Annotated in this window: 15 protein-coding genes; 11 read left to right on the top strand and 4 right to left on the bottom strand. The window is 58.0% G+C overall.

Going from position 1 to position 22,128, the window contains the following annotated elements; genetic code table 11:
* Nucleotides 1-143 precede the first annotated feature (143 nt).
* From AAE027_RS19470 to AAE027_RS19455, 4 genes are all read left to right on the top strand, one after another.
* Nucleotides 144-560 carry a hypothetical protein gene (locus AAE027_RS19470; protein ID WP_370987073.1) on the top strand — a complete coding sequence of 139 codons (417 nt, stop codon included), beginning with the start codon at nt 144-146 and terminating at the stop codon, nt 558-560.
* Between the two features lie 120 nt (nt 561-680).
* Complete coding sequence (locus AAE027_RS19465; protein ID WP_208753027.1) at nt 681-1,391, top strand: MerR family transcriptional regulator; 711 nt, start codon at nt 681-683, stop codon at nt 1,389-1,391.
* A gap of 262 nt (nt 1,392-1,653) precedes the next feature.
* Nucleotides 1,654-2,847: a branched-chain amino acid ABC transporter substrate-binding protein gene (locus tag AAE027_RS19460; protein WP_370987074.1), complete on the top strand. Its 1,194-nt coding sequence runs from the start codon at nt 1,654-1,656 to the stop codon at nt 2,845-2,847.
* Between the two features lie 555 nt (nt 2,848-3,402).
* Complete coding sequence (locus tag AAE027_RS19455; RefSeq protein WP_370987075.1) at nt 3,403-4,431, top strand: LLM class flavin-dependent oxidoreductase; 1,029 nt, start codon at nt 3,403-3,405, stop codon at nt 4,429-4,431.
* Between the two features lie 553 nt (nt 4,432-4,984).
* Here the strand turns inward: AAE027_RS19455 and AAE027_RS19450 are convergent.
* On the bottom strand, nt 4,985-5,146 hold the full coding sequence (locus AAE027_RS19450) for a hypothetical protein (RefSeq protein WP_370987076.1): 162 nt from the start codon (nt 5,144-5,146) through the stop codon (nt 4,985-4,987).
* A gap of 1,653 nt (nt 5,147-6,799) precedes the next feature.
* Here AAE027_RS19450 and AAE027_RS19445 point away from each other — a divergent pair.
* The 3 genes from AAE027_RS19445 (at nt 6,800) to AAE027_RS19435 (ending at nt 10,075) form a co-directional block, all read left to right on the top strand.
* Nucleotides 6,800-7,177, top strand: coding sequence for a NolY (locus AAE027_RS19445; protein WP_370987077.1), 378 nt, complete (start codon nt 6,800-6,802; stop codon nt 7,175-7,177).
* Nucleotides 7,178-7,886: 709 nt separating this feature from the next.
* Nucleotides 7,887-8,477, top strand: coding sequence for a hypothetical protein (locus AAE027_RS19440; protein WP_479714229.1), 591 nt, complete (start codon nt 7,887-7,889; stop codon nt 8,475-8,477).
* An 869-nt stretch (nt 8,478-9,346) separates the two neighbouring features.
* Nucleotides 9,347-10,075 (top strand): outer membrane protein, encoded by a 729-nt coding sequence (locus tag AAE027_RS19435; RefSeq protein WP_370987079.1) that lies wholly within the window; start codon nt 9,347-9,349, stop codon nt 10,073-10,075.
* Nucleotides 10,076-10,433: 358 nt separating this feature from the next.
* On the opposite strand, the gene AAE027_RS19430 is transcribed toward AAE027_RS19435, so the two are convergent.
* Nucleotides 10,434-11,159, bottom strand: a complete 726-nt coding sequence (locus AAE027_RS19430) for a helix-turn-helix transcriptional regulator (RefSeq protein ID WP_370987178.1) — start codon at nt 11,157-11,159, stop codon at nt 10,434-10,436.
* A 441-nt stretch (nt 11,160-11,600) separates the two neighbouring features.
* On the bottom strand, nt 11,601-11,873 hold the full coding sequence (locus AAE027_RS19425; protein ID WP_370987080.1) for an adenine nucleotide alpha hydrolase family protein: 273 nt from the start codon (nt 11,871-11,873) through the stop codon (nt 11,601-11,603).
* A 663-nt stretch (nt 11,874-12,536) separates the two neighbouring features.
* Between AAE027_RS19425 and AAE027_RS19420 the strand changes: the two genes are divergently transcribed.
* Together AAE027_RS19420 and hemN are read left to right on the top strand one after the other, a co-directional pair.
* A complete protein-coding gene (locus AAE027_RS19420) occupies nt 12,537-13,253 on the top strand; it encodes a sulfite exporter TauE/SafE family protein (protein WP_370987081.1) in 717 nt (238 codons plus the stop codon).
* A 1,127-nt stretch (nt 13,254-14,380) separates the two neighbouring features.
* Nucleotides 14,381-15,718, top strand: a complete 1,338-nt coding sequence (gene hemN, locus AAE027_RS19415; RefSeq protein ID WP_370987083.1) for an oxygen-independent coproporphyrinogen III oxidase — start codon at nt 14,381-14,383, stop codon at nt 15,716-15,718.
* A 405-nt stretch (nt 15,719-16,123) separates the two neighbouring features.
* Here hemN and AAE027_RS19410 read toward each other — a convergent pair whose 3' ends face one another.
* Nucleotides 16,124-16,678 carry a hypothetical protein gene (locus AAE027_RS19410; RefSeq protein WP_370987084.1) on the bottom strand — a complete coding sequence of 185 codons (555 nt, stop codon included), beginning with the start codon at nt 16,676-16,678 and terminating at the stop codon, nt 16,124-16,126.
* A gap of 1,301 nt (nt 16,679-17,979) precedes the next feature.
* On the opposite strand from AAE027_RS19410, the gene AAE027_RS19405 reads away from it, so the two are divergent.
* Complete coding sequence (locus AAE027_RS19405; RefSeq protein ID WP_370987085.1) at nt 17,980-19,383, top strand: carbohydrate porin; 1,404 nt, start codon at nt 17,980-17,982, stop codon at nt 19,381-19,383.
* Between the two features lie 332 nt (nt 19,384-19,715).
* A complete protein-coding gene (locus tag AAE027_RS19400) occupies nt 19,716-21,524 on the top strand; it encodes a hypothetical protein (RefSeq protein ID WP_370987086.1) in 1,809 nt (602 codons plus the stop codon).
* Nucleotides 21,525-22,128 lie beyond the last annotated feature (604 nt).

Raw genomic sequence — 22,128 nt, 5'->3', positions numbered from 1 at the left:
TACGTTGCAACCCCGGCCGCCGGGCCTCGATACAGCTAGGATCGGAAGGGGGGATGTCGTCGTCAACTCTCCGAATCAGTAGTGGCTCCCGATGAGGGAGACGATTCGGCTTCTTCGCAGAAGTACCACCATGCACAGTGAGCGTGGTGGTCATCGATCATGCATATGACCACGATCTCTTGCGCTGTCGAAGCAAGCATCTCGCACGCGTGTTGCCCTGTCGCATCACCCTGGAGTACATCGCACCCTCGTCGCTCTGCGCCGCCGGTCTGACTTCTTTCGGCCCTACCGCAGCCAAACGTCTTGACGACGTGCGGTGCCCTGACGCAATGACAAACAAGGAGCTGACATTGGAGCAATGCAGCGGGGTGTTCGATCCGGAAGAGCTTTCCGTCCTGGGAAGCCTTTATGATGGCGCGGTCACCGCGCTACCCCCATCGATGCGAAATCCGGAAAATCGCACAGCAATCGCCAAACTCATCCTGGAGCGTACCGCGGCTGGCAAGGCTCAAGTGGCATGCCTGACGAACTTGTTGATCACCATTTCCTCTCAGGGTTGATCCCCCGGCATTCTGAGGATAGTCACCATTCTCGCGCTGGAATGGAAGACGATCCGGCTAGAGCTTTGAAATAGCTTGAATCATACGTGACGTCAGGTTGTAGGCTTTAAATTGAACAACATGAGCAAAGCTACACCACGAAGGCGTCGATGGCGCATTGGCGAACTTGCAGAGGCGACCGGAGTAACGGTACGCACGCTGCATCATTATGAACACACGGGGCTCCTAGCAGCCTCAGAGCGTACTGACGGCGGCCACCGGATGTACGACCGTGAAAGCGTGCAGCGGGTTCACCAGATTCGCGCGCTACGTGAGCTTGGCTTCTCCCTTGTCGAGATCCGTAAAGCTATGGAGGGCTCGACCTCACTCATCGACCTGCTGCGCAAACATCTAGAGCGGATAGAACTTCAAGTCGCTCGAGCAACTCTGCTGCGCGACCGTTTGCGCAACATGACCATCGACCGCGAGAGCCAGGTCAGTGTGGATGAGCTGCCTGCCACCCTGAATGCGATGTCGCGGGTCGAGACGCGTAGTCAGACGTCCCGATGCACCTGCAAGTTAGCTGCAGATCGCGAGGAGCGGTGGCGGCGGATCCGCGACGACCTGCGTGATTGCATGGATCGAGGCGAGCACCCTTGCGGCGAGCGGGCCAAGGCCGTCGCAGCTGCAGCACGCTTGCTGATCAGCGAAATCGCCGGCGCCGACTCACGCGTTTCCATGATCCTGAAGGTACTTGCACGATTAAGCGCCCCCCAAAGTCTGGCTGGTTGGGATCCCTGCCTCATGCAGTATCTCGACCTCGCCCTTGGCGGGTTGGAGGATCAGCCGTAATGACGTTCTCATGGCCGGCTCCGCACAAGGCTGCCGATCGGCCTTGGCAAGCTGAAAACGCGATGACGCTTGGTTGATCGGCGGCTCTGATGCGGGCCGACAGTTTTAAGGACTCAATGGGACAGATCGTCATCGTCTCACCGATCCGCGCTCCCCTGACGCATTGATCGAGGCCTCCTTCAAAAGGGGCTTGAACCGCACGTAACGTCAAATTGTAGGCTCCACCGTGGTCGCAATCTGGCCGACCTAACGCACGCTTCGCTTGGTCGGCAGCCTCGACCTGCAGGCGCGTCTGATCACAGCTGCTGGCGGTTCACTTCAGGTGAGCATTGGGAGCTTTACAATGTTAAATGGGCGTTACGCTTTTGCTGCGAGTGCAGCGCTTCTCTTCTGCGCCCTCGCCTCGGCTGCGCGCGGCTCCGAGGTCAATATTGCCGTGGCTGGCCCAATGAGCGGAAGCAGCGCTGCGTTCGGCGAGCAAATGCGCGTTGGTGCGGCTGCGGCGGTCGAGGCATTGAATGCTTCGGGCCTACTTCCCGATACCAAGGTGATATTGAGCGTCGCCGACGACGCCTGCGACCCGAAGCAAGCTGTCGCAGTTGCGAATAAGCTCACAACAGAGCGGGTTCGGTTGGTCGTTGGCCATTTTTGTTCCTCTTCGTCGATCCCGGCCTCCGACATCTACGCCGAAGCAGGCATCGTTCAGCTGTCACCTGGCTCGTCCAATCCTCAGCTAACAGAGCGCGGCCTTGAGACTGTCTTTCGGATCTGCGGCCGCGACGACCAACAGGGCACCGTTGCCGCTGAGTACATTCACAGGAACTATCCTAACCACAAGATCGCGGTGCTCGACGACAAGAGCACCGCAGGCAAGGGTATTGCCGACGTGGTTCAGGCACAGCTTCAGAGATTCGGTGAACAAGTCATTCGGCAAAGCTATGTAGCCGGTGAAAAGGATTACAGGGCGCTGGTCTCAAGAATGAAGAAGGATCGGGTGCGCGTTGCCTATATCGGCGGCTATCATACCGAAATCGGATTGTTTGTACGCCAGGCATCAGAAGCAGGAGCGGGACTCATAGTCATGGCGAACGATCCGTTGATGACCTCTGAATTCTGGGCCATTACCAGCAGCGCTGGGAATGACACATTGTTTACCTTCATGCCGGACCCCGCCAGGAATGCCAATGCGGCCGGCGTGGTCGCCGGACTCCAAGCTTCCAACCTGTCCGCTGAAGGCTACACGCTTTACGCCTATGCAGCCGTGCAAGCATGGGCAGAAGCGGTGAACCGGACCGGCTCCTTCAATGCTGCGCGCGTCGCCAGTGCACTTCGTTCACGGCCGATCGACACCGTGATTGGCCCAGTCCGGTTCGATACAAAGGGAGACAACGCGGCTCCTGGTTTTCTGGTTTACCGCTGGCGCGACGGCCGTGTTGAAACTGTCCAGCAGAACTGATTGGCATCAACGCCGTCTCCCCAAACTCAAAGTGACACGGATGATGAGACGCCCTCATAACGTTGGAGCAGCGATACTCGCAAGCTCTCTTATACTTGCAGCTTTTGGAGCGTTTTTAGCGTTCGCTGCGGCGCTCGCAGAGCTACCCGATGTCGACCTGAAGGAGGCGCTACGTCTGACGATAGACAAATAGTAGCCGTACCGAGCTGATCTGGCAGGCAGGCACAGCATTTCTGAAGCGGCGATCTACAATTGTGCCAGGTTTGGCGGCATGGACGTTTCTGCGGCCAAGCAGTTGAAGCCCAGGAAGAGGAGAACGCCAAGCCATCGATGCTTCTGGTCGAGCACATGCTTGGTGTGGAGGCGCTTCGCCAGTCAAAGTAACGGCCGGGCCGCCATCTGCGCATTATCGTGAGCCAATCACACCGTGCAATCAGATCCACGCACCCAAAAGGAAACGCCCTAAACGGTCAAATGACGAACGAGACCTCTTTGAGCGCGACGGCATGAAGCAACCAGGACTCGCCACCTAGCCCATAATCGGAGATTGATCGAGTGAAGAGTGGCCTTTCAAGACTAACGTGCGGCATTTTCGACCATTTGGACGACGACGGCCGAGATGCCGCACGACAATATGAAGATCGTCTCAAGCTGGCGGAGGTCTGCGATTCCCTCGGCTTCTACGCTTATCACCTGGCCGAACACCACTGCACACCTCATGGCAGAGGGCCCTCGCCGAACCTGTTTCTATCAAGCGTCGCGCAGCGCACCCGGCGATTACGCTTCGGTCCGCTCGTCCTTTTGCTCAACCTTTATCATCCATTGCGCGCATTCGAAGAGATCTGCATGCTTGACCAATTGAGCGGCGGCAGGCTCGAGCTCGGGATAGGCCGCGGCTCCCAGCCGATTGAATGGAGCTATTTCGGCATCAGTGCAGACGCCGCACCAAGCCGTTATACGGAAGCCAGCGAAATCCTGAATATTGCGCTGAAGGGGCATACGCTATCTTATCAGGGACACCACTTTGAGCTGAGGGACATACCCTTAACCTTGAGGCCTCATCAACGTCCATATCCGCCGACCTGGATCGCGAGTAATCGGGTCGAAACGGCGCAGTGGGCCGCTGCAAATGGCGCCAATCTGGCGTGCATAGGCCGCGCCTGTGTTGTCCGGAACGTTACGGATGCCTACCGCTCCCATCGAGCGCACAATACAACCGCCCACGGTCGCGAGCCATTGCTCGGGCTGGCCCGCATGGTCGTGATTGCGAAATCCGACCAGGACGCTCATGCGGCGGCCGAAACTGCGTATCGACGATGGCTGGAGAGCTTCACGTTTCTTTACGAGCTGAATGCCATTCCGACACCGCCCGCCCTCCCGCTGACCTTCGATGCAGCGCTTGAGAGCGAATTGTGCGTCGTCGGAACGCCAGCTTCCGTCCGACAGCTCCTTCTTAACCAGATGGAAGAGGCAGGTGCCAACTACCTGCTTTGCCAGCTTGCATTCGGAAACCTTCCGCTGGAGACTTCCCTGTACACCGCAACAGCAATCAAAGCTGAAATTCTCGATAGTTTTGCCGGATAATGTCTAGATTGGGGAATCATACACTTGGCAAGTAGATCGACGCGCTGAGATTATGTCCGAAGCTGGTTGCGATTTTGGTCGTCGCTTGCCCTGGGCGCAAAGGCGTCGGTCAGCCTCAATGGCAGCGATCAACCGGTCAATCTTTCGGACTGCGCTTCTTCGTTGCTTCGACACATGAAACTCTGCTGAAGGGAATTCTTCGTTGTGAGCGCGCTTTACGCAATGAACTTTGTCGGCATGGGCGGAACTGGCGGCGGTGCCGTCTACGTCGGCAACGGCAAGATTGTCGGAATCGACGCTGGGAACCTTCGCTATAGTGGCACCTACATCGAGGAGGGCGGTCGGATGAAGGGGACTGTCAACCTATATACGCCAACCGGCGGTACGCTTGTAACCGGCGCTCAAGTACCGGCAGACAGCAGATGGAGCCTGACGCTCGATTGGCCTGCCAACTACAGGCGCTCATGGTTGAGGGTAGTCCGGCACACGTTATACTGGAGAAAATCGGCGATATCTGACCGCCTGGCGCTCCTATTTGGAAGCGAGCTTTGGCTTAGGCAGTCTTTGCCAACCGCTTCATCAACTCATCCGCAGCCGAACGCTCTTCGTCCGCCTCGATCTCGCGGGCCTTTTCAATGAAGGCCTGCGATTGCTCAGGGTCATCCTGCATCTGCGGGAGGCCGGAGCTGGTGGATAGTCGCCGTCGAGATTCCATGGTCTTCTCTTCAGCTTGCGGCAATCGAGGAGTTTGGAACTTCGTGACATCTGGGGGTCCAATTTAAAGGTATTCGAAGGGTCACCGCTGCGACCTTTTTGTCTTCTCAATCACGGCCTGTCATCAACGAATCAGCAGGCTCGCCTGAAAGCCCTTAAGCTCACTGAACCAAGACGGCGGGAAAAAAACTAATTACCCCGCCTTTGATGTAGGCGATGAGATTACTCATGTGCGCTATTCACGAACTGGATGCATCCCATCAACACTTTCGATTTTACCAATTTCAGCCAAATACCCCATAAGTCGATCGCCCGGTTTCCGGAAAGCACATTTCACGAATGTCGTGTGACAATGGATCCTTCTTGCTTTCAGCATAGTCGCAGGCCAATTCAAGCTTCTCGTGGCTGCATCCCCAACGACACCCCTCAATCTTTGAAATCGACGCACGTGCGGCGCAGATGCGGTCCGATGGCCAGCCGCAACGTCTGGCGCGCAATCTATCGCGTTGTCGCCTCCCCCTTTCCCATCATACTAAGGCCAAGAAGATCGGCTCTCACGCACACTGCTTGGCCAGGGTAAATGCGTGCGCTGCATAGAGTTCGGGCAGGCGAACTGCCCGCTACACCGTTGCGGGCTGGACTTTTCGCCCTCACCAGGCGGGCAGCGTCGACAATCCGCCGTTGTCGCGGCCTTCAAGCAAAGCAGTGCGGTCAGCTATCTGACTGCGCTAAGAAGACACATATCCTCCGGCCAGGACGGGGCACTGATGTCGATCCGTGTGATGAGACCAGCCACGCGATCTTACTGCCCACCCCCGTACGTCGTGTGATCGTGGATTCTCACTCTGCTTGCGTCCTCAGCCTTCGTTGGCGGGCGGCACCCATACCCACTTCCTACAGACTGACGCTACCTCATCTCATTCTATGCGCCGGCGCTCTTCGACCATATCCCGACGCGGTTATGCCTTGGCAGCAATCCTTACATCACTATCGGAACGAGTGGGGGACGTGCGCGATCTGCCGGTCTTGTATCTTAGCGCGCGCAGCTTCCAGGAGCCCATCCGCACCCTCAGCGTGCCAGGCATCGCCTGTCAACGAATGCAGAGAGAAACCGCAGACGTCTGTAGCGGATGTTATTTCTGGGTTGCCTGGCATGGACTGGGACATCATTGTCTGGCATGATGAGGGGACCGGTCTGGACCAGCTAACGGCGCATCTTCAGCAACAGCTTCGTCCAGCGCCAAGCGCTCTGTATGGCACTCCGCCTGGCGAGCGCTCCGGTTACGTATGGATCGCTATGTCAGGCGACAACAATCCCGCAGCAGTTCGGGCGGCGCTTCTCGACTTGCCGTCATCAGCGGTGTCCCCGCTGGCTGGAGTCACTGCCACTACCCGACGCGCTGGACCGGCTCGACGGTCCAATCAAATGACGGGCCATCTACAACGCTGTTCGCGGAGTTCTATCCCGTCGATTCCGCCTTTGCGGTCCTTTCGCGGCACGTGCCTGCCACCCTCTCCATTCGGCGACCATGCGTGCGCACCTTGCTAGCAGCCATTCGTTGTAGCGCCGCGTCTGCCGTCTCGCGAACGGGGAAGCACGGCACAACCGTTACTCAGCCTGCTGCCCTGCATTTAACTACTTTGGAGCAATACCGTGGAACTTGACCCTTCCAATTCACGCACACAAGACCTCGAGGATCGCATCGACCTGCAACTCGACATCGTGGCCGCCCTCATACGCGAAGAAGGCAACGAACTCGAAGCGATCCGACTGCTAAACGCACTCACAAACCAAATGATTACGGCGGAACTGGAGCTCGGCCAACTCAGCGATACGAGAACCGGGGGTCACGCCGGCGACCGGCAAACAGCGCGACTGTCGCGGGACCGTGGCGTTTACCACCCAGAAGACCTTCAGGTTTTGGGACGCCTTCTCGATCAGGCCGTGGCGGCATTACCGGAAGTGCTGCGAACTCCCGCCAACCAAATGAAGATCGCCAAACTAATTCTGTCACGTGCAGCAGCGGACTGAGATTTGATTTGGTTTTTCTGCGGTTGATGGCGCGCTTATCGAGCGTTTATCGCTGGGCTGACTGCTACGCCCGAGCGCACCAGGGATCGACGACTTGGCGTTTATGGGTTCACCGTCCCGTAAGCGCGCCGGTTCCGCTGGCTGTTCGCCACCACGCTCGAAAGCAGGCTCGCCCTATTAAACCACCTCGCGCCGGAGATAATACAGTTACATTCGATCCAGCTAGACCTTGCAGCTCTTCGAGCGCCTGATAGCTATGGTGTCTTAAACGCCTGCGGCCAACTCCAAGGGCTGATAGCGGGGAAGCGCAACCCAACACATGCGTGCGAGACATCGCACGGCTATCGCCGCTTGTGATCTCTCCATGCGTTCGGCCCTCGTTGCGGCATTGTCTCCTACAAAGCGCAACGAACGGCACCCACATTCCTTTGCCGGACGACAGCGAATTCGGCAGGAGAGCATCGCAATTGCCGCTGCATCTCGCCCCCCTTCTCTAGTGCGACTCACCTGGAGCAAAACCCGCACCGAGAGCAGGAGGCCACGCGCAGGGTCGAGCAACAGGACGACGGATCGCGGACACATGTCAGAAAAGCAAACAAGCAGCGTTCGGAAAACGCCACACGATTCCAGAAACGACATGACAAGCAGTTGCGATCAGAGCTCTTCTTAGCTTGAGACTGCGAAAGGAGTTGAACGGCCCATTTTCATCATGTTCGGCTTTAGTCGTGATGGCATGGCGCCGATCTTCCGATTGCAGGAAGAAGAGCCACAACTATTGACCGATGCCAAGCAACAAGAGCACTGCGGCAATGAAGCGCGCGAACAACGCGTGATCGTTTCAACCGTTTCAGAATTTTCGAATTGCGCCTGGCAATACGACGTTCGGTCATCGGAACTTCAACAAACATCTATATCGACTTCATTGAAGCGCCGAGAGCAGCTCGATACGCAAGCGGTCTGGGCCCTGATGTCCTACTTGCTGGGACAGGCCCACAGACTCTCGGTTCGCTTTTGCAAGGTACGTCCTTGTATCAGGATGTCGAGGAGTGTTGAGATGGATCAGTTCTTATCCGAGCAAGTGCAGGCGCCAGATGCTATCGTGAGTGTCGCATTTGATAAGGCTTGGCGCTTTGTCGAGAAGGATCCGTTGCTGGCGCATAATCTCAAAACGGTCCTTCATAGCCGGTTGCGCACTTTTCTTGAGTGTTCGATAAGGAACGGCGAACGGAATACTTTGAATCTGGCGAACGAGGCGATACGCAACTTGCGGGCTGAACTGACGCCGTCGACCAAGCAATAAGGCTTGCACCTCTACTGCCAGATGGGTTTGGCTTCGTTAAGGCTCTTGGGGACCTTATGCGTCAGGAAAACAACCGGGTCAGAGCGTGGTCGAGCTGACCTTCCTCCACTCATTTTCTGCTCCGCTGACGACGAGCACGTTCGCGACGACTGTTGCCTGTGCAGCTCTTCTGGTCACCCGGGACCAGTAAGCTGGACCCCTGAGCAAGTCGGCGACGAGACGGGACAGCCGCGCTAATATTCCCTGGCGTAATTCGTTCTCTCTTCTGACCTTGAGCTCGGCACGAGCTTGCGCAACTTCAAGCGAGAGCCTCGTCAAGCGCAGCCGCATTGCCTTCTTGACGTCCCTCGATCCCGGTAGAGATTGAGGAATGTTGTGCTACACTTGTAATAGGTCCGGAGGCAAAGCGATCGAGGCCTGTGATCGATCACCACCGCATCGCTCACGATTACAAGCGGCAGCGCGACCGTCCTGCCGGAAGAATGAGCTTGAGCGCCCAAGACGCGTCCTCGATCAGCGGTCTTCATTTGCCGAACTGTCTGAACAGCGAGCATGCACGGGGCGCATTGGCGCAGCCTGGCTTTGGCGCCAGTTAGCGACAGAGGGAGCCAAACACCTCGCAGCATTGCGTCACATCACAGGCCGTCATGAACGGATCGTATTCAAAGAAGGATCTGCGCCAAGCGACCACTGTCAGGCCGCAGCATTTCGGTCAAGGCAGTGCATGGCAAATTGCGCGCTCCACAATCTGACGCGGCGTGCGATTGGCGCCATTTCTTTCGAAGACATGTTGTGCCGCAGTTACAGCAATTCGCGATCATGTTGTTAAACGCACGGCGCCGGGGGGCATCGAAAGGAACGACACTCGAATGAAGAATTTTCTGATTCTGATCGCAAGCATCGGCGCACTCAGTGCGGCCGCTCCCGCATTTGGCGCGGACTTGGCCGGGCAGCCCGTCAAGGTCAAGGCGCCACCGCTGCCGGTCGCAGCCCCGATTATCGATTGGTCCGGCTACTATATCGGTGTCAATGGCGGCTGGGGAACGGGCCGCAACTGCTGGGATTTCAATGGCGTCACTTCCGAGGGTTGTCATAATTCGACTGGCGGTACCATTGGCGGCCAGATTGGCTATCGTTGGCACATCTTCAACATGGTCTACGGGATCGAAGGCCAGGGCAACTGGGCCGACTTCAGCGGCTCCAATGTCAGCACCGCCTTCCCAGCAGACACCATTGGCACCAAGACAGATGCGTTCGGTCTGCTCACCGGCCATATCGGCTACGCGTTCAATGCCGTGCTGCTTTACGGCAAGGGCGGTGCTGCGGTGACCAGCAACACCTATCACGTCAACTCGGTGGCTACTGGCACCGAGATTACCAAAAACAATGATGTGCGTTGGGGTGGCGCGCTGGGCGCCGGTGCCGAAGTCAGCCTCACGCCGAACTGGTCAGCTGGCGTCGAGTATACCCACTTGTTCATGCAGCGCAGCAATGTAAGCTTCCCAGCGGCCTTTGGCGCCGATCGCGTCCACCAGGACATCGATCTCATCACGGCACGGCTCAATTACAAGCTCGGCCAGACGTTTCCCAAATATTGATCTCCACGCGCCTGCGTGAATCGGGGGCCCCGACCACGGTCGGGGTTCTTCCTTCAGACGCTCCTCTCCCCCGCGGCATCCCTGCCGGACTTCCGAAGCACCAGGCCCGAGCCCGTCTAGGGCTGGGTCACCGGCTGGCTGGAACGACGCCGCTTGACTCGAACGCTGGCGCACCAGGTCAGTCGGTTCGGCACGTCATCGACGGTTATGGAGCTCCACAACCTCACGCAGCGTGAGGTTTGAGAGCGCTTGTCTCGAGGAGCGTTGTATCTGCGATTTCGCCGAAAGTGCCCTGCTGACGCCAGAAGCTGGAAGCAAACATTTGGCAGTTGGTGCTCGTTCCATTCGACTGATGAATTCAAAGAACATTGAGGCGCATAGCCATAACGATCGCTTGAATCCGGCTGGTCGCACCCAGCTTTCGCATCGCATTCTTGATATGAAAATTGACTGTATTCTCGCTGATTTCCAGGATCATCCCAATTTCCCATGACGATTTCCCCTCTGCCACCCAACGCATGCAACTGATCTCCCGCTGCGATAATGTAACATTTCTTTCGCAACCATTATTGCAGGGACGAGCGATGTCGCCATAGGCGGTGTGAAACTGCCAGGCCAGCGCGTTGAGATGACCGATGCGGTCCTGAGGATCAGCATCGTCGGACGCAGATGCAAACGACACCACGGATACCCGACCCAACGGGCCAAACAATGGCACGCTCATGCCATGCTTCAGGCCCGCCTCTCTCGCTTCGTCCAGTACGCGTCTCTCGTCCGGTTGAAGTTGATAGTGGTCGGCGAGTTGATCCCACAAAAACGGCCGCGAAAGCATCGGCGTCCGCCGGACCACCGGATCGATAGTATGGTACTTGCGTTTGAAGTATCGGTCGCACCAGTCTGGCGGCCACTTCACAGCCACAGTCGGAGGTGGATACTCCGCCAGCCGAAGTGGCTCGACGAAGTTGAGAGCGCCGTAAGCGACTTCACTGAACCCTTCCTCGGTGGCACAGCTTACAAGAAGCTCGAACAGCGCTCTGAGCGAATGCGTCTGGTTCGCGCATTCGGTGAAGGTAAAGAGATCCATGATGGGCGCCTCAGAACGTCGATCAAGCTCCCTGTCAATGTGTTCGATTGCGCTTGTTTCAGGCGGAGCCAAATTCCATTCCATGACCTGAACTCTTGGGTTTGTTCTTCGTGACGTCTGAGCGCCGCACGCTGCGTCAGACGCCATTCCCGAATCCGTTGCCCTGCCGCTGGCTGCGCCGGCATGATCGTCCCGTCAAACAGCCGAGATGCCGCCATCATCCCTGGTCCGAGGCTGAAGCAATCGAAGCGCCGTTGCACATGCGAAGTGATCGGTCCAGCTCGACCGATGACGCATTGGCCAAATCGGCCGCGCCATCGTCCATGTTGATGGTCTGGCAGTGATAGAAAGTCCGAGGACCCTGGCGACTCAGCTAGCGAGACGAACCAAACAGCACGAGCGGCTACAGGCCCGGCTCTGTTCAGATTGGATAGCGAGAAATTAGGATCCTGTCCGAACAACGCTTCGCTTTGTCTCAAGGCCGAGCGCGAGGAGATCCTTGGCACTGAACTCCGCGATACAGGTAAGGTACAGCACGCCGATGCGCTTGGCGGTGCCGGACTCGACCTGCGCGTTGTCGGCATTGATTCTCTGCTTGCCGACGAAGACAACAGGAGCGTCATTTTTCTTCCCAATCTTGCGAATTGCCATCGCTAACCGTTGACTGATGCTCCGCCCTATGACGGCGTCGGGGTCGAGATCGATGAGCAACACGGAACAGCCGAAGCCGAAGCCATACTCCTCGCCTGATTGTCCGGCGTCTCAGCGGGTCCGTCCGCCAGGTCCGGCGCAAATGAATCGAAGGGGCAGAAAACGGCCACGTCCAACGCGCAATGGGAGATACGCGCAGTCGCGAGACCTGCTTGATGCAGAGGACACTTTGCATGCGCATCTCCAGAAGGGAGAGGACCCGGGGTCTGACCAGCAAGTGTCGTACCAACTGTTGATTTCGCGAAAATCAACCGTCGGGACAAGAGCTTGAAAGGCGGACGGTTGGTCGCAAAGTAAGTCCATTGAAGCAATCATGACATCGGGAGGAAAGGCGACAGCGCCATTTGTGCGAGCCGCGGCACGAGTTGACCTAGACCAAGAAAGGTACAGCTCCTCTCGGCGGCCGCCGCAAGTCCAACCGTCGGTGCCCCAAGCGCAGCCCTCTCGGAGCCCAGTCAAGTACCAACCTTGGCAATTGATGGGGACAGTCGACACATGACAATCGTCAAGGAACTTGGACTGACTGCACCTCCGGCCGCGCGGATCCCCGGTTAAGCGCTCGGAATCCGCCCCCTAGCGGAAAGATAATTGCGCCGGCACCTCACGCACGAATGGTGATGCGGTTGGTGCAACCAAGGCGAAGAACTTCGCCAAGATCGGTGAAGCATGGTTTCTCTGCTCTTCGCGATCATCTCACTGCTCTATGCGACCGTTGGCCAGGCGGGCGGCACTGCATTCCTGTCGCTAATGGCTTTCTCTGGGATGCCATCGACAGAGATGCGCCCGACGGCGCTTGGTCTCAACATTGTTGTCGCGACTTATTCTACGTGGCTCTTCAACCGCAACAAAGTCGTAGACTGGATAATCCTGCGCCCGCTTCTGCTTTCATCGATGCCAGCGGCGCTTGCCGGTGGCTTGATTGTGCTCGAGGAACACATTTACAAGACACTGACCGGGATCGTTCTTCTTCTGGCGAGCGCCGTGATGATCATGCGGCGCGGACGAGCCGCCGATCGCATTTGCGAAACTCCGCTCCGGGCAAGCGTGAGCATTGGCGCGGTCCTCGGTCTGGTTTCCGGCCTGACCGGCGTGGGCGGCGGAGTGTTCCTCGCCCCGACGCTCATCGCACTGAATTGGGCATCACCTAAGCAGACCGCGGCGCTATCACCCCCTTTTATCCTGGCTAATTCCACAGTCGGCTTCGTCGGAGCTCTTTTCACCGGCCAATTTCCGTCCTCGGATTTGGCGCTTTACGCAATCTCCGCGCTGGCCGGTGCCGTCGCAGGAACGGTTATCGGCCTGAAATGGTTGAGCCAGACAGCTATCAGGTTCATCCTCGTGGCGGTTCTGCTCGTTGCCGGCATCCAATTGGTTCGCGCTTGAAAGTCTCAAGTCCCATCGTTTATGGGTTGGGAAGCGCCAAGCGCGGTCAGATCGAGGTGCAATACGATGCAAGCCGCGGGTGTGGCCTCCAGGTCACCGCGCGAGAACGGTTCCTTGTGACGGGATGATCGACGCCTCACCAGGCGGCCTATGTGAAACAGTGAGAGCTGCAGGTGCATCGGATTGATGCGATGCCAATGAGGGCCAACTGCATAATTATGCGCGCTCAGGCGGCGACCGATAGCTGCAAAGGCGACGTTAAAAACAAAAGACGTCAAGTGCTGAAGCAGAATAGAAACTATCGCAGATAGTGTCACGTGTGAGTATCTGGCCGGCCCTCGCCTTCGCTATATAAGCAGGACCTGCAGGTTGTTGTGAGTTGGTGAGCCGCATTGGAGCCGGAACGAGGCGCCGCCGAACCAAGGCGCCCCGACGCACTTTGCCGGGGGGTTGAAAGTGCGCCGGGCCCGCCCCAACATCATCAGTACATCCGTGATGATGCTTGCGGCAATGAGACAAGCAGCGTGGCGGAATTGAGGCTCATGCATTTTATACTTGAAATTCAAGAATATTTTCGTGAGCTGCTCCAAAGGACTTGAATCGCACGTAGCGTCACGTTGTACGATCCGCAGTTGGCGCTCTTCATCTCGCAAGCAACTTATTTTCCGTGACACGCCGGCCTTGGGATGGGAGGCATCGGTCGAATGCTGCGAGCATCCACATCGGTTTTTCCACGGAAAACCAGCTTGAAAGTCCAGGGACAGCCTGGCCCGCTCTTGGTGTTGCCTTTAAATCCCTGTCTTCGTCGCAAAAAGGCTGCATGTCAGGGAATGCAGAAGCGACGCGCCCTCCGATGAATGATTGACACTGCGCGCAGGCTAGTCGGGGGACGTTTAGCCGCTTGGGCCGTGCTCGTACGAGAAGTTCATTCTACCCACAAGCATCCAGATAATCGCCAACGAGCGGCTCTCACTGCCACCCTCACTCCCGGCCCCTAAGCCGCGTTGGCAGTGACATCGAGAGCGGGACCAGATCTCAGCAACAGTTAGGCGCGTTTGACATAACGCAAAGACACAAGAGAGGGCATCGGTCAGCTTCATGCTGTTTGAGCATGGGAAAGTTAAGCCTTGCAGACCTCCCTCCTGAACAAGTATTGCGATGCTCGCCTGCCTTGGTACACCATCTACCCAACCGTACCAGATTTCTCCGCGGTGGTCGGTCCCAAGACCTGTGAGACGTGGTTGAGGCGGCTGCCGCCCGACGAACCCGTATCGCTCTACTTCCACGTTCCGTTCTGCCGCTCGATCTGCTGGTATTGCGGCTTCCCTACAAGCCTCACTCGGAGCGAGCGACCGATCCGCAATTATTTGGCGGCGGTGCAGGATGAGATACGCTTGGTCGCAGAGCAAGCGCCGCCCGCTCTGCCGGTGAGCGACGTGCATTTCGGCGGCGGGACGCCGACCACCATTGCGCCGACCGATTTCCTGGCCTTGATGGAACTCCTGCGCCGCTGCTTCGCGTTCAGCAAATCAGCTACCATCGCCATAGAAATCGACCCGCGTGCGTGCACGGCCGAGATGGTCGAAACGTTAGAAGCGGCGGGGGTCAGCCGCGCGAGCATCGGCGTGCAAAGCTTCGACCCCGTGGTTCAAAGGGCGGTCAACCGCGTCCAGAGCGAGGTGCAGACGGCTTCTGTCGTCGAAAGTCTTCGCCAGCATGGGATAAGGCGCATCAATTTCGACCTTCTCTTCGGACTGCCGCATCAGACGGTGCGGTCCTGCGTGGACTCCGCGCGGACGGCTCTGGCCATGCGGCCAGACCGGCTTGCGGTTTTCGGCTATGCTCACGTCCCCTCCTATATGAAACGTCAGCGCCAGATCGATGAGACGGCGCTGCCGGACAATGTCGCCCGCGCTGAGCAAGCCGCGGCCATTGCAGATACGCTGGTCTCGGCCGGCTACCGCCAGATCGGGCTCGACCATTTCGCTCTGCCCGACGACGAGCTCGCGCTGGCGCAGAAAGCCGGTGAGCTGCGCCGCAACTCCCTCGGTTATTCGGCTGATACCTGCAAAACCGTGATCGGCTTAGGTCCGTCAGCCATCGGCCGTCTGCGTGACGGTTACGTCCAGAACGAGATCGCAACCGCTTCCTATCACCAACACATTCAGGCTGGTCGTCTGGCAACCTCAAAAGGCTACTGTCTCACCGCCGAAGATCGCCTCCGCGCCGCAATCATCGAGCGTCTGATGTGCGATTTGCAGGCCGACGTACCAGCGATCTGTGCTGCTCACGGATTTGATCCGATTCCTCTTCTCGATTCGGCCGACCGCCTGGGAATGCTTGCCGAAGACGGGATAGTGGACATTGAAGAGGGATTCATTCGGGTCAAGCAGGAGCACCGGTTTGTCATCCGCGCTGTTGCTGCCGCATTCGACACTTGTCTCGACCGTATCCCTCTTAACTAAACCACGCATGTGAGCAGATCCCAAACCTCTAAGCTCTTCGCGAGGGAGCGATCCGAAGAAAGCGCCTCGGACAGGCCAGATTTCGAGGATGCATCGGCGGTGTGATGACACGACCTTTCACATATGGTCTCAAGACTGGCGAGGGCTGAAAAGGGAGCTGATCTAAAGGAGAGGTGCAGCGGACTCCGCCGCTCAGGGCCACGCCTCGATCATGCGGAAAGCGCTCTGCCCCACCTCCGCTGGAGTGCTCTCGATGATGGCGACGGCATCAGCGACATGCCGCTGGAGACGCCGGCGCCCGCACAAGTTTCGGGTATTTTACGGCCGCACGCAGCTTTGTGAAGCTACGGTCCACCTCCTCGAGCACAGTTGGAGACTCGACCACGCCCGCAGCGTTCTCAGACCTCAAGGCTCGGCTGTCTTCGGTCCCGCGATCACTGGCGCGCCTCCGACGGAAACAGGTCCCTGTGGTTTGGACCCCCCGAAGCGCTTCCTGGCGACGCTTGAAGCAGCCCGGGCTGGCGACAAAGGAGGCGCGGGAGCAGCAGAAGGGATAGGTGTTAGACTCTGCAGCGAATCGATCCGCGAAGTCAGCACGGTGATCTGATCCAGAATCCCTTTGAGGTCATCCCGCTGGGCATCGATCTGGCGGTTGAGTTCTGCGATCTCATCGCCAGCTTTCTGCTGTGCCCACTTTATCTCGAACAGGGATGCCCTGTCCTCCAGTGACAGGCTCATCGTTGAAGCGACGCCCGGGGCTTCCGGCGTCTCGACAAACTCTTCAAGGTTAGCCCAAAGCCAGGCGCCAGCAGCACACGAGCCGACGAGGACAAGCGGGAGCACCAGAACCGGGACAATCCGACTTGACGGCCCATGCAAGAGCGGCCGCAAGTCTGGCGCGGCCGCTTGATCAATCAAGTCCATTGTCCCTCGCTCAACATCCCATTTCAGCAGGCTCATTTTGTCGACGCGAGAGCCTGCGATGCTCACGCGCTCCAGGAGCTGCCAGCGTCGACAATGATCAATCTTGGCGAGCTTCCCGATCGGCTGCCCCTGCTCCTATGAAACGCTACTTCTTGAACAACGCAACGCGACAATTTGCGCGTTCTCCATGATAGCGTCACCAGCGAGCAATGGTTCTCATCTTCGCCGGCGATGCCGCAGCATTTTCTCATCATTCAGAAGAACCTTGCCGATTTTCTTACGTTGCCCCGGCACGAATGCAAACCGTCCATGATTCCTGCAGTGTGTTCGATGGAGCCCCGCCTCAGGCTTTGCCGAGACCAGCAACTTCATCCGGGACGCGCCACGTAAGCGCCACGGCTGATCGGCCGAGCCGCTTGCACCTGGTCGACTACCAATTCCGGCAGGTTGTTCGAGATGACGGGCACGTGGCAAGCGTGACCAACGAACGCCGCGCACGTCAAGGATTCGGATGCAAGACAGATTTTGTCGCGCCAACGGCGCTGACGGAGCCAGCAACTGCTCGCCGATACCCGCCAAAGCTGCTGGATGGCTGATTCCTCCGGTCTCCTGGGCCATCACGTTAGACGTTGTGGTGTGGTTGCTGCGCGCGCAAATTCAAAGGCTCTTCGGCCTTCGCGCCTGGCGATTGTCTCGTCTTTCGGTACCAATGAACCGCCTCGTGAAGCCAGGCCTCTTGCCCGGCGAGCCTTGCTTTCTGGTAGCTGCCGTTTCGTCGCGAAAGCCGCCTTCGATGCAGATGCGCGGCACCGCCAGACTCGCCTGACTCACAGTGAGCAAGGTGGACATTCGCAATGTTTTGGTGGCCAGGACAGCGAGGCCGCGCGCGCTCGTCGTGAGCATTTTGCCGAGAGCCATCGCTCGCCGCTGGCTCTCGGCGCACCAGCGTCATCCACGCAAAGTTGCGGACCAGAGCATCATCGCGCCGCGAGCTGAGAGGTTCGGGAAGCCTGAGTGGTTCTCTTCGGATAAATCGAGTTCTGGCTCGCCCCCCTCGCCCTCGGACGCGAGAACGCCGGGAGCTCACTCTGGGCCAATCAGGCCGCAGTGCAATCTATTCATTTCCGGCAGACATGGACCCGAAGTACGCCATGCGTGATTGCCTTCTTGCGACGACCTCACCTCGGACATACTCGGCTACGGCAGCACTTTCTTTCAATTTTAGACCAAGGGGAAAGCAACGTGGGCTTCGTATCGCACTTTCGCTAGCGGCTTGTCTGGTCGGCAATTCCGTACTGGCACAAACCGCGAGCGGGCTTGATCCTAGTAGCCACCCTGTGGATCAGGCCAGCAAAAGACGAAAGGCTTCCGATCGGGCCGCAAAGCTCCCGATCGAACTGATCCGTCAGGCCATCCGCCCTCCTGCCCCGGCGCCAGCAGCAGGTCCCGGAGTGCCTTTCCAGAAGCGCGGCAATGCGGACAGGGCTGCTCAGACGAGACCGCAAAAGACGATCGATCCCTTCGCGAGGTACGACAATCTGCGTGAAAAAGGGCTGTGGCTCAACATACCCGGCCCTGCGGACACGATTGGTCAGGACAAGGACGGCGTTAGATCGGCGCTGGCAGATGTCGGCGTCGGCTACATCGGCTGGACACACAACACCTTTGCAAACAACCAGCTACCGAATGCAGCCAGAAGCACTATCGCAAACCAGCTCTATATGGGCCAGAATCCGACCTTCGCGTCGGCAAACTTCATGATCGTCACCTACGATCTCAGCCGGTTTGGCATTGCCGACGGACAGATTGTCGTAGGAGCCGAGCAGCAATACTGGACGTGGGATCGGCCGGGGCCAGATCGAGTGGGAATCAATACGCTCGCCTATTACCAGACTTTCTTCGACAGGACACTAGAACTCAAACTTGGTTACCTCAGAAACCAAAATGAGTTCACCGGCACATTGTTCGGAGGGATTACAGGATCGAACATGTCTGCCTTGTTGCAGGCAGGGATGAGCACCAATGCTGCGCCGACGCCTGCGGTCAACCTGAATTACAATTATGACGATCGCTTGTACAACAAGGTCTCCGTCCAGCGCTCAATCAGTCCAGATGGTCCCTACGCCCAGATAACGGAGAATCCCACCGGCTTGAACTGGAGCACGGCCAATGCAGGCATCCTTCTCGTTGATGAAGCCGGCTACAGGAGCAAGGCCGCTCCCGGCGTGCCCGACACGTGGCTGCGGGCGGGCGTTGGTTTCAACTCTAGCCGCTACAAGAATTTGGCGGATCCCGAGCAACAAAGGGAGAGCGGGAATAATTTTCACTACATCGCTGCGGACAGGCAGCTCTGGCAGAGCGACGCCCTTGGGTCGCCGTCTCGCGGCATCTATGGCGGATTCTCCCTCATGGGAGCTCCGCCTGAACTCAACATGATCAGCCGGTATTACGAGCTTCGTCTTTATGCGAAGGGACCTTTTGATAGTCGGCCCAGTGATCTGGTTGCTCTCGTTGCGACCAACACGGCCTGGAGCAAGCTTGCAGTGGATGCTGCTCTGGCTAAAGGCCAGCTTGCGCACCGCGACACCACAGCAATCACGGGAACATACACTGCGCATCTCGCTCCGGGGATATATGCAAGCGTCGGACTGTCATACATCCATAACCCGACAAGCATCACACACACGCCCCAAACGGAACACGCGCTCAATCTGTTGGTATCTACGTTGATATTCTTCTGATCATCGCAAGCGCCGTTCCGCTCCCACCTTCTCGTGATGCATGGGACCGGAGCTTCGCGATCTCCTTGAAGCGATCGGCCTGCATCTGCGCTAGACGAGCCCGTTAGGTCGGATGTGACGGAACGCCAGCTGGAAGAGATTACGCAAAAGGATCTCGTTAGTTCTCCAGAGAGGATCGGGCGGATTGTTGAGGAGAGGCTGGTCCTGGGCGCCGTCATTTCCGAGGTTGGCTAGCGCGAATAACTTCCCGTACGGAACCATGGCCACGTCAGGTTCTCGAAAGCTTGCCCGACTACGGAGACCTGTTCAGGTGATCCTGGAGGTGAGGTTAGGTGAACCCGCAAGATTTTGACCCATTTAATGTACCAGCTTGGTCGCAGGTGCAGCACGCCGTCTCGCAAGAGCCGCAGACGAGCCAGGCCGGACAAGATGGCTTTGAACTGCACTTGGTCGAGGCAAGGCAGGGCGATCCCGCTCCCGTCGGCGGTGGAGGCGCCTATCCCCATCTATCTACGGAAGACCGGGACCTTATCGACAGGGCGATTGCTCAATATACGGCTCAGAAGAACCCACAACCGAACACGGTCAGTCTTTATACTCAGGCCATTCGTCGACTGGCGAATGATCTCCGCGCCCGTGGCCAAACGACTGATCTAGGGGACCACCAGTCCCTGGTTAATCACCTAGATACTTACTTTCCGAAAGACGCCCTCATGAAGACAGGCGTAAGCGTCCTTCGTGCGTATCATGATTCCGGTCATTTGGTTTCTCGCGGGCGACCGCGCGCGCTCCCCTCAGCGAAAGACGCACCTGACCATGGCCAGCAATCCCCGGACGAGGCGATGGATGCACGTGCCCGGAGCAATCTCCTGCCAAGCGAGGAGGTCCTCATCAATCATGAGCATGACACAGCTCAATCGAGAGCAGCGAAGAGACAGAGGACGCTGAACGATCTGGAAGAGGTTAGGGTATATCGGCAACCGAGCGCAGTCGCCGCTTCGGGAGAAAGTGGCGGAGCAATGCCGGTCGCCTCAACGGGCGTTATAATCCGGGGGGCAGTGGACCGGCGGCCTCTTTATCCCGAGGATGCTCCCGATATCTTCAGGCTTGAGGAGGCCCTCATTGAGGGCGGGATGGCCGCCGCTACGGCGAAGCAGCATGCAAGTTCTCTTATTAGCTTTAGCCGTTGGCTCTTCGCAAAAAACAAACCAAGCATTGTTGCTCGGCTGGACGGCAAGTCGCTGACCGATGGCGGTGACGTGCGCGAGTTCAGCGGAGACGCTAACAGCAAAAAACTCATTATCGCATTGGAGCATCTGCGGACCTTTCGGTCGACGGGGGTCGTCGTGCCCATCGTGCGTCCAGGGCGCACTCGCGCTAAGCTCAATCCTTCCCCCCAGAACGTGGCTCTCATCAATCCCGAAGGCGCTTTACTGACGGAGCCGACACGCATCGACGGCGCCGCTGCGCAGGACCGCGCGTCGTACGAAGCTAATCGGCAAGAGGAGCATCAGGAGGGGCAGGATGTTCAACCCGTCCCGTCGGCTCTGCTCGAAGGACAGCTCGCGGTCGATCCAGAGCAGCTTCCTCAGGAGCAGCTTCGGCGCGTACTGGATCATCTTGATGACCAAGCCATCCCCTTGCCGGTTTCGCTCCCTTCAGAGGAGCTGCAGCAGCTGGAAAAGGACTTGCGTGACGAGCTTCACCGGCAATGGGAGGATCCCCCTGGCCCCTCGTTTTCTCTTGATCCAGAAGAGCTTACCATTGAACCAGAGCAGTTCTCTCCAGGGGAGTTTCGGCGACTGCTCGAGGATGAAGACGCACAGGAGATTGCCGAGGGTCGAGATGATCAACCCGCCCCATCGGCTTTCATCCAGGAGCAAGTCGCATTCGATTCGGAGCAGCGCCCTCAGGCAGATCTTCGGCGAGTACTGGATCATCTCGATGATCAACCCAGCCCCTCGCAAGTCTCCGTCCCTTCAGAGGAGCTTCAGCAACTGGAAAAGGACTTGCATGACGCGCTTCACCGGCCATGGGAGAATCCCCCCGGCCCGTCGGTTTCCCTCGATCCGGAAGAATTTACTTTAGACCCAGAGCAGTTCCCTCCAGGGGAGCTTCAGCGACTGCTTGATGATGAATAAGCAGAGGAGCTTTAGGAAAGGCGAGATGATCACCGCCTCGTCCGCTTTCGTGCAAGGGCACATCGCATTCGACGCAGAGCAGAGTTCTCAGGAGCGAGCTTGGGCAAGTGCTCCAGGGTAGCCAAAGAAAACGAGCACCTGTTGCCCATGTATTTCGCGACGAAGCCCCCAAGCGGCTGACAGTGTCAGCGACGCATCTCTGATAGGCCAAAATGATCTCGTGTAGGTCCTCCGGGTCCATACGTGCGGAGAGCGCCGTCGAACCAACGCGGTCCGAGAACATTACAGTGACGTGGCGGCGCTCGGCGGTGTCCCCGCCGGCTTTGTCGATTGCCAAAAGGCGCGTCGGATAGCGGCGCTGGTGCACCCGCTTCGGCCCGCAAGGTGGCGATGGCGTTGAGCAGCTTACGGCGATGCCCGAGTCGCCCGGATTAGCCGATCGACTTGATCGATTGCGTCGGCCGAGCGCGTCTACGCGCTCAAACCTGATCTGCGCAATCTCGTCCAGATCGAAGAACTCAGTTTCTCACCAATACCGCGCAGATTCTCTAGCAGCATCCGACGATTGCAACGATAGCCTTCTTCGCGAAGACGTGAGATCGGC

The organism is Bradyrhizobium sp. DN3, assembly GCF_041357655.1.
In the GTDB taxonomy this organism is placed as follows: domain Bacteria; phylum Pseudomonadota; class Alphaproteobacteria; order Rhizobiales; family Xanthobacteraceae; genus Bradyrhizobium.
Note: the sequence above shows the minus strand (reverse complement) of the source record. Positions and strands in the feature narration are given on the sequence as shown.